Source organism: Actinomadura keratinilytica (assembly GCF_039539665.1).
Taxonomy (GTDB): domain Bacteria; phylum Actinomycetota; class Actinomycetes; order Streptosporangiales; family Streptosporangiaceae; genus Spirillospora; species Spirillospora keratinilytica.
Window position 1 is genome coordinate 1 of the sequence record NZ_BAABDO010000194.1, and the last position, 6896, is coordinate 6896.

Consider the following 6896-nt stretch of genomic DNA (forward strand, 5'->3'; position numbering starts at 1 on the left):
TTCAAGATCATCCAGCCGTGTCGCCGTCACCAACGTCCATGGTCAGTACAGCTAGATGAGCGTGCCGAATATCAGCCATTCCCATGGCTGTGCGAGGGGCTCACAAGCATCTCGCTGGCGGCTACCGTGGAGGACGCCAGCGAGTTGTGGGAGTGGGACGTGGACCCGATCCGCCGTGGCCTCCTCGGTGCCCTGCCCTTCATGCCCACCGTGCTGTCCGAATGGCTGCTCTCCTACGCCTTCGATCCCGGCCCGGAGAGTCGCGCTCACGCCGGTTCCTCTGGCCGGGCCGTCGGCCTCTCGGACGTCCAACGCCTTCGCGACGCCTACGAGGCATTCAGCGAAATGGATCACCGCTATGGCGGTGGTCTGGTGCGCCCCGCGGTCGTCGGCTTCCTGAATGATCAGGTTAAGCCACTGCTCAACGGCACCTACACCGACGAGGTGGGCAGCCAGCTCATGACGGCTGCCTCCACCCTGACCCACCTAGCAGCCTGGGAAGCCTACGACATGAACATGCACGGCCTGGCCCAGGCGCACTACGGCCAGTCCCTACGCCTGGCCAAAGCCGCTGACGATCGCCTGACCGCTTCCTGGACACTCAAATGGATGGCCCAGCAGGCGATCGATCTCAAGCGTCCGGACGAGGCCGTGCGACTGGCTCGCGCGGCTCAGAAGACGATCGGGCGCACCACCCCCCGGGTGCGCGCCTTCCTGCTCTTGCGGGAGGCCAGAGCCACTGCCCTCGGCGTCGAACTCGCCGAAACGCCCAACAGGCACGACATTCGCCGCGTCCACAGACTGCTCAGAGAGACAGAAGAAGCCTTCGCTAAAGCTGAGGACGGCCACGAAGAACCCCCCTGGGCCGCCTTCGACTACGACTACGCTGAACTGTCCGCCGAGGCGGGATACGTCTGGCTGATGATCGGCGAGCACCAGCGGGCCAGGGCGAACGCCGAAATCGCGCTGGAGCATTTCGACGCCGCCTCGTACGCGCGTTCCCGCCAGCTCAACCTCATCCACCGGGGTGAGGCCCTCCTAGGTGAGGGCGAGCTGGACGAGGCGATCACCTCCGTCCGCCAAGCCGTACCGGTGGTCGCCACCCTGTCATCCGCCCGCCTCGTGACACGCGTGCGGAACTTCGACCAAAGCCTCACCCGGTACGCCAAGGAACCGGCCGTCAAGGAATGGCGCGACTACCTACGCAGCGTCTCCTTCGCGACGACGTAGCGGCCGCCCTCAAGATCTGCGCCCCTGCACACCTCCGCGGGCACCATCTCGTGCTCGTCCATCGAGGCGAGGCGGCGACTGCATGTGCACGCCCATTCGTGCACTGGCCGCCATCCGCCTGCTCCAACGACCCTCACGCGGCTTTGATGGGCACCTCACCCGGTACGCCAACAGGCTGATCGTGAAGGCGTTACACAGCGCCTCCCGGACGGGACGCCACCTCACACTCGTTCATCAAGGTGAGGCGCTGCTGCGAAGAGCCAAGGCCATCGGTGCGCCTGCCCGGCCGTGCAGGTGGCCGCCACTCTGCCGTCCGCTCGTCCAGCAGCACTCGTACGAGACTTCGACCGGCACCTCAATCCGTACGCCAGGCAACCGGCCATCAAGACCGCTTGGCGTGCGGCCGTATCGGACGTGGTCGCCGCCCAGATCAGCAGGCCGCCGACGGCTACGCCGAACCCGCCGTACACGCCGCGGACCTCGGCCCTCGCCTCGGCCGAGCCGGGTGTGATGCCGATCGGCCTGACCAGCGCGGTCGGCGCCGCCACAGCTCCGTCCCGAAGAAGAACACAGCCGCGCAGATCGCGATCGTTGTCGTCATACCGCCAGGACGGGCCCCATGCGCCCGTCTCCGCTCTCACGAACGTGCCGCGACGACGGCGTGGCTGTGGCCCGGTCAGACGGTCCACGCCGGGCCGACGCTCGGGATCGGCCCGCATTCGGGCCCGGTCGCCTGCCTGGCCATCGGGCTCGACGCCCCGTTCAGGTGCGGACGCACGATGGGGCGGCTCCGGTGCGGGCGCGGAGCGCGCTGATCGCGCCTTACGTGCGGCACCAGCTGACCGCGGAGGGCGAGCAGATGCTGTTCTGCCATCTCGACCCGGCTTCTGCCCGGTCGGTCGCTTGCAAGGGGCGCATGACCGGCGGCGGCGCTCCGTGCTGACCGACGATCGGGACGCGTCCTGCTGCCCCTGACCGCCAATCTGCACCTGGGCGGCCCAGCGCGCGAACCCGGCACCCGGATGGGGCGCACGCCTTGACCCGCGTATTCGCGCCGTCACCGCCGACGAGGGCGCCGCCTGCGGGTCGTCCCAGATCACGGTTCCTGCACCTGTTCAAGGCGCACACCGGGACGAGCTTCCGGCGTTACCAGTTGTGGGCTCGGATGCTGGCCGCCGGGCGGGCGGTCGGCACGGGCGGCACCCTCACCAGCGCCGCGGCCGACGCCGGTTTCGCCAGTACCGTGCACTTCAGCGACGCCTTCCGCCGCGTGTTCGGGCTTCAACCCAGCCGACTGCCGGCCGACGGCCTCACCATCGTGGACGGTACGACCGCCTGACGCCGAATCAGCCGCTGAAGACGCCTGGCGAGTCTGGTGCTGCCGCTCGCCTGCGGGGCCGTCACCGGCATTCCCCCACGCGGGCCTCGGCAGCGGCGAACGAGCGGCTGCCCACTCCGATTTGTTGGCGGGACCCACGACTGTATGATTGGCCTCACCAACATTGGACGGACCAACTATTTGGCGGAGTCATGGATCACGTCGACTATCACGCACTCACTGACCTCGTGGCCCGTCTCGGACGCTGCCTGGACGACAAGCGCTTCGGGGAGATGCGGACCGTCTTCACCGAAGATGCCTCGGTCGGCACTGCCAGCGGCGTAGCCCGGGGCATCGATGCCATCGTGGAGAAGGCGGGTAGGGTCCGCCCCGACGGCGTGTTCACCCAGAGCTTCATCACCAACCCCCTGATCGAGGTGGACGGCGACACCGCCACGATCACCGCGAACCTGCTCGCCGTCTTCGTCGGCCGGCCCGAAGGAGGAGGGCGGCTCTTCGGCGAGCGCTACGACCTGACTGCCGCTCGCACGCCGCAGGGATGGCGGATATCTCGGGTGGAAAGCGTCCCCTTGTGGGAGGCCCCTCTGACTGAGATCGCCTCCTTGCACCCGGACACCGCCCAAGCGAACACGGCAGCCACCGCAGCGGGGCGGTGACCGCAACCGAGACGCACATCGTCCAGCAAGATCCGGTGCGGCCCGGCCTGCAGTCGGTCCACGCGGTGAAGCGGCGGTGCACCTTCCGCCATGGTGCGTCGGATACCGGGGGCAATCGCCGCCACGCGCAGGCCGCGGCGGCCGCGACCGCGATCGCCTGGCCACTACCTCCCGGTTGCCGTTCCGGAACCAGCCGTCCCGCCATCGACACGGCGAGATCTCACCGACGACGGGGGTCGTGCTCGTGTTCGACAGGTGTGGGGCCGACGCGGAGCGCTTGAGGTTTGCGGGCGGGCGGCATCCACCCCCGCCCGCAAGCTGCTTCCTCGGCGTGATCGAGCCGATCTCGCAGTCCGCTGGGAAGCTCGGCCCCGCTGCGCGCCGAGGTGGTGGTGTGCGTTCTGGAGCACGACGGCTCCCTGACGGTGGTGTTCCGATCAGGCGCGCGCTCTGCCTGGCGCCGCCGGCCGTCGCCTTGGCGGGCATTCCGGTTCCGTCCGGCTTCGGCGGATACCGAGTGCGGCCCGTCTCGGGGGACGGCCGGGTGACGACGTCGTCGGGCCTGCGGCTGGGCGTGTGCACCGGGCTGCCAGCCGCCCCGCCTGACACGCTGGTGATCAGGCCAGCTCCGGAGGCGCCCAGGCGGGGTGAGCCAAACAGCTCTGCCGTCCGGGGCGCGCCGCCCGCAGGACTCCGGCTCCGGTCGCTCGACCAGAAGCCGCTTCAGGCCGCGCGTAGATCGATGCGGCCCCGGCAGGACGTCGCGGGCGGTCAGGCGATGCCGCCGTTGACGTAGATGACCTGCCCGTTGACCCAGCGGGCGGGACCCGCGAGGAAGGCGACGGCCTCGGCGATGTCCGCGGGCAGGCCGAGCCGCTCCAGCGGGGCCATCCTGGCCAGCTCCTCGACGGCGGCATGATCCTTGCCGTCCAGAAACAGCGGTGTGGCGGTGGGGCCCGGCGCCACCGCGTTGACGGTGACGTCCCGGCCCCGCAGCTCCTTGGCGAGGATCCAGGTGATCGCGTCGACGGCGCCCTTGCTGGCGGCGTAGGCGGAGTAGGACGGCAGCCCGAGCTTCACCACCGACGAGGAGAAGTTGATGATCGCGCCGCCGCGGCGGACCCGGCGGGCGGCCTGCCGGTCGACGACGAAGGTGCCGCGGATGTTGACGCGGTGCATCCGGTCCAGGTCGGCGAGGTCGAGTTCGGCCAGCGGCGACAGCAGCATGATCCCCGCGGCGTGCACGACCACGTCGACGCCCCCGTAGAGCCGCTCGGCCTCGTCGAACAGCGCCGCGACCTGCGCTTCGTCCGCCACGTCCGCCGCGACGCCGGCCGCGGTGCCGCCCGCGGCCGCGATGGCCTCCACGACCTGCTCGGCACGCGCCGGATTGCCGGCGTAGCCGACCACCACTCTCATCCCGTCGGCGGCCAGCCGTTCGGCGACCGCCCGGCCGATGCCGCCGGAGCCTCCGGTGACGATGGCGATGCGGGGCTCCGCGCCGGTCGGATCGATCATGTCGCCCCCCTCCTGCCGGTGCTCCTCCTGCCTGCCCGTCATCGGCGCACCCATGCCCCGCCGACAGGGGAGCCGGCAGGGGATGGGCCGCAGCGTGCGGGTCAAGCGGCGCGGCCGCTGGGAGACGGCAGCGCCCCCGGTCGGCAGGCCCGCGGAAGGCGGCCGGCTGACGCCGAGCGTGACAGGGGCGCCGGCGGCAAGGCCGTCGACGGCCGGTGGGCGACGACTCAGTCGCGGCCGCGCACCGCTGCGAGGCACCGGTCGTAGAGGTCGCCCGGGGCGAGTCGTCCGTCGCTTCTGACCCACAGCTCGGTCGCCGTGTCGACGCAGGCGAAGACCGTGGCGATGATCGCCCTGGCGTGCAGCTCGGCGTCCGGGCCGGAGCCGGCCTCCAGCCGCTCGGTGATGATCGGAAGGAGTTCGGCCTGCCAGCGCAACCGCTTCTCGACGTAGCGGGAGCGCAGCGAGGGCGTGTCGAAGATCAGGCGGGACAGCTCCAGCGCCTGGCCGGTGGTGTTCCCCTCGGCCAGGACGGCCTCGAACCCGGCCCGCAGGGCGTCCCAGGCCGACACCTCGGCCGGCTGCTCCTGGACGACCCGTTTCAGCAGCTCGCCCAGCCCCTGCTGGTCGCCGCAGACCAGGTCCTCCTTGGTGCCGAAGTAGCGGAACAGGGAGCGCTGGGAGATCCCCGACTCCCGCGCGATCTGCGCGATCGTCGTCCGCTCGTAGCCCTGCTCGGAGAACAGGCGCAGCGCCGTGTCCAGGATCGCCTGGACGGCGACCTGCCGCGACCGGTCCCACAAGGTCGTCATGCCGACAGCCTACCCCGACTGGACAGCGGCCGCCTTTCTGGCATTTACTGTCAGCCAGGCAGTCACTGAAAGGGGAATCATCATGACCGCCGTCGACTACCGGGGGCAGACCACGCTGATCACCGGGGCCAGTGCGGGGCTCGGCGTGGAGTTCGCCCGCCGGCTCGCCGAGCGCGGCTCGGACCTGGTGCTGGTCGCCCGCCGCAGGCAGCGCCTGGAGGAGCTCGCCGAGCAGCTGCGCGCACAGCACCGGATCAAGGTGCACGTCGTGGACATGGACCTGGCCACCGACCGCCCCGGGCAGGCGCTGGCCGCCGAGATGCAGCGGCTCGGCGTGCACGTCACCAGCGTTGTCAACAACGCCGGGTTCGCGAACTACGGTCCCTTCCACGAGGCCGATCCGCAGCGACTGCAGCAGGAGATCGCAGTCGACGTGACAGCGGTGGCCGACATCAGCCGCGCCTTCATCGAGCAGCTGCGGACGGCGGGGTGCGGCGTGCTGATCAACGTGGCGAGCATGGCCGCCTACCAGGCCAACCCGCGCCTGGCGCTCTACGGAGCGGCCAAGGCGTTCGTGCTGAGCCTCACCGAGGCGCTGTGGGCGGAGTCGCGCGGCACCGGTCTGCGGGTGCTGGCCCTGTCACCGGGCGCCACCCGGACCGAGTTCTTCGACGTCTCGGGCAGCACGCAGGTCGCCGGAGCGCGGAGACCGGCCGAACCCGCCGACGTCGTGCGCACCGCGCTGGACGCCCTCGACCGCAGGAACCCGCCGCCCAGTGTCATCGCAGGACGCAGCAACCGCGTGCTGGCCTTCGTCGCGCGCCGCCTGCTGACCCGCCGCCAGGTCATCCGTGCCGTCGGGCGCCTCACCGCCGAGACCGCATGACAGCGGCCCCGTTCCCCGGCAGCGGCCGGTGGGACGCGGAGAGCATCGGGGCCGCCGGTGGGCTTGGCCGCCGTGGAACGACGGGCGGCTCAGCTCCAGCCCTTGGACGGCCTCCCACCGTCCATCGCCTGCCTGACGATATCTCCCAATGCCTTCTCCTGGGCGCCGGAGTCGATGATGGACCGGGCGATCCGCTCGGCCTCGCGTAGAAGGGACAGAGCGCCTGCCGGATCACGCACGGCCACCGCACCCGCCACCTTCGCCAACGCGCGTGCCTTGAAGGCGGGGTCTTTGATGGAGCGGGCGATGCGTCTGCCCTTGAACGGCGTCCGCGCGGCCACCACACCCGCCACTTCTGCCAACGCCCTGTCGCGGACGTGGGAAGCGGTGAGGTGGCGGACTGGACCTCCCCGAGTTGGTTGGAGGCTCTGATACCTGCAAGGGTGTGAGGAGTC

8 protein-coding genes are annotated in these 6896 nt (G+C 70.6%); 4 read left to right on the forward strand and 4 right to left on the reverse strand.

From position 1 onward, the window contains the following. The coding region (locus ABD879_RS31425; RefSeq protein ID WP_345025400.1) for an NsdA family TPR-like regulatory protein at positions 1–1230 on the forward strand (1230 nt) is incomplete at its 5' end. Positions 1231–1451: 221 nt separating this feature from the next. Here the strand turns inward: ABD879_RS31425 and ABD879_RS33090 are convergent. After that, positions 1452–1949 carry a DUF4345 family protein gene (locus ABD879_RS33090; RefSeq protein ID WP_378268578.1) on the reverse strand — a complete coding sequence of 166 codons (498 nt, stop codon included), beginning with the start codon at positions 1947–1949 and terminating at the stop codon, positions 1452–1454. A 317-nt stretch (positions 1950–2266) separates the two neighbouring features. Between ABD879_RS33090 and ABD879_RS31430 the strand changes: the two genes are divergently transcribed. Next, positions 2267–2569, forward strand: coding sequence for a helix-turn-helix domain-containing protein (locus ABD879_RS31430; protein WP_345025401.1), 303 nt, complete (start codon positions 2267–2269; stop codon positions 2567–2569). A gap of 191 nt (positions 2570–2760) precedes the next feature. Next, positions 2761–3225 carry a nuclear transport factor 2 family protein gene (locus ABD879_RS31435; RefSeq protein WP_345025402.1) on the forward strand — a complete coding sequence of 155 codons (465 nt, stop codon included), beginning with the start codon at positions 2761–2763 and terminating at the stop codon, positions 3223–3225. Positions 3226–3996: 771 nt separating this feature from the next. On the opposite strand, the gene ABD879_RS31440 is transcribed toward ABD879_RS31435, so the two are convergent. Both ABD879_RS31440 and ABD879_RS31445 read right to left on the reverse strand, forming a co-directional pair. Further along, positions 3997–4743 carry an SDR family oxidoreductase gene (locus ABD879_RS31440; protein WP_345025406.1) on the reverse strand — a complete coding sequence of 249 codons (747 nt, stop codon included), beginning with the start codon at positions 4741–4743 and terminating at the stop codon, positions 3997–3999. A gap of 227 nt (positions 4744–4970) precedes the next feature. Continuing rightward, positions 4971–5555: a TetR/AcrR family transcriptional regulator gene (locus tag ABD879_RS31445; RefSeq protein ID WP_345025403.1), complete on the reverse strand. Its 585-nt coding sequence runs from the start codon at positions 5553–5555 to the stop codon at positions 4971–4973. A gap of 82 nt (positions 5556–5637) precedes the next feature. Between ABD879_RS31445 and ABD879_RS31450 the strand changes: the two genes are divergently transcribed. After that, the gene (locus ABD879_RS31450) at positions 5638–6441 is read left to right on the forward strand and encodes an SDR family NAD(P)-dependent oxidoreductase (RefSeq protein ID WP_345025404.1); all 804 of its coding nucleotides are present in this window, start codon (positions 5638–5640) and stop codon (positions 6439–6441) included. Positions 6442–6530: 89 nt separating this feature from the next. Here ABD879_RS31450 and ABD879_RS31455 read toward each other — a convergent pair whose 3' ends face one another. Then, positions 6531–6803, reverse strand: a complete 273-nt coding sequence (locus tag ABD879_RS31455) for a hypothetical protein (protein WP_345025405.1) — start codon at positions 6801–6803, stop codon at positions 6531–6533. Positions 6804–6896: the final 93 nt, after the last annotated feature.

Excerpts from the sequence above, each read along its gene's own strand:
- ABD879_RS33090 (WP_378268578.1), bottom strand. The coding sequence starts at position 1,949 with ATGCGGGCCGATCCCGAGCGTCGGCCCGGCGTGGACCGTCTGACCGGG.
- ABD879_RS31435 (WP_345025402.1), top strand. The coding sequence starts at position 2,761 with ATGGATCACGTCGACTATCACGCACTCACTGACCTCGTGGCCCGTCTC.
- ABD879_RS31440 (WP_345025406.1), bottom strand. The coding sequence starts at position 4,743 with ATGATCGATCCGACCGGCGCGGAGCCCCGCATCGCCATCGTCACCGGA.
- ABD879_RS31445 (WP_345025403.1), bottom strand. The coding sequence starts at position 5,555 with ATGACGACCTTGTGGGACCGGTCGCGGCAGGTCGCCGTCCAGGCGATC.
- ABD879_RS31450 (WP_345025404.1), top strand. The coding sequence starts at position 5,638 with ATGACCGCCGTCGACTACCGGGGGCAGACCACGCTGATCACCGGGGCC.